The sequence below is a fragment of the Pseudomonas sp. 2995-1 genome (genome assembly GCF_002742505.1).
In the GTDB taxonomy this organism is placed as follows: domain Bacteria; phylum Pseudomonadota; class Gammaproteobacteria; order Pseudomonadales; family Pseudomonadaceae; genus Aquipseudomonas; species Aquipseudomonas sivasensis.
Window position 1 is genome coordinate 1 of record NZ_LJSA01000087.1, and the last position, 246, is coordinate 246.

The following is a 246-nucleotide window of genomic DNA, read 5'->3' on the forward strand; positions in this document are numbered from 1 at the left end:
ATTTTAGCATATGTAACAACTAATTTAATGGAAGTTAAAGGTTTTGTCAGGCAAACGTGTATTCGCTATAATGGAGGGAGAGTGGAATGGATAATGGGAGTGATATCTGTGTTTGGAAAAAGGACCTTACCTGATTTAATAGATGATTTAAGAAGAGATGAACATGTAGCGCATTGGCATGAAATAAAAGAAGAGCCAGCCAAAGTGGCTCCTTTTCCGGAAATGATGGATATCCGTATAAAGGAG

Annotated in this window: 1 protein-coding gene; it reads left to right on the forward strand. The window is 37.4% G+C overall.

The annotated features are described in order from the left end of the window. The coding region (locus AOA61_RS31075) for a hypothetical protein (protein ID WP_158234778.1) at positions 1 to 246 on the forward strand (246 nt) is incomplete at both ends.